General features: G+C 59.3%; 1 protein-coding gene. It reads left to right on the top strand.

Annotation, left to right across the window (positions count from 1 at the left end; genetic code table 11):
* On the top strand, positions 1 to 226 hold a 226-nt coding region (locus FLQ03_RS18565; RefSeq protein WP_206211050.1), incomplete at both ends, for a histidine kinase.

The raw sequence follows: 226 nt of genomic DNA, 5'->3' as shown, positions 1-226 counted from the left end.
AGGCAGTATCTCACCATCGCCCTGCGCCAGGGCAACAAAGTGCGCCATCTTTCGCAGCAGCTGTTTGAGCTGGCGCGACTGGAGCATGGAGGCATTAAGCCGCAGCGCGAGCGTTTCGCGATGGGGGAGCTGATTTCCGACGTGGCGCAGAAGTTTGAATTAACTGCCCGCACGCGCGAGGTGAACCTGCATATTGATGTACCGGGACCGCTGCCGCTGATTAACG

The organism is Vogesella urethralis, assembly GCF_007644045.2.
GTDB classification, from domain to species: Bacteria; Pseudomonadota; Gammaproteobacteria; order Burkholderiales; family Chromobacteriaceae; genus Vogesella; species Vogesella urethralis.
The sequence above is the reverse complement of the archived record's forward strand: the minus strand, read 5'-3'. Positions and strand labels throughout refer to the sequence as shown.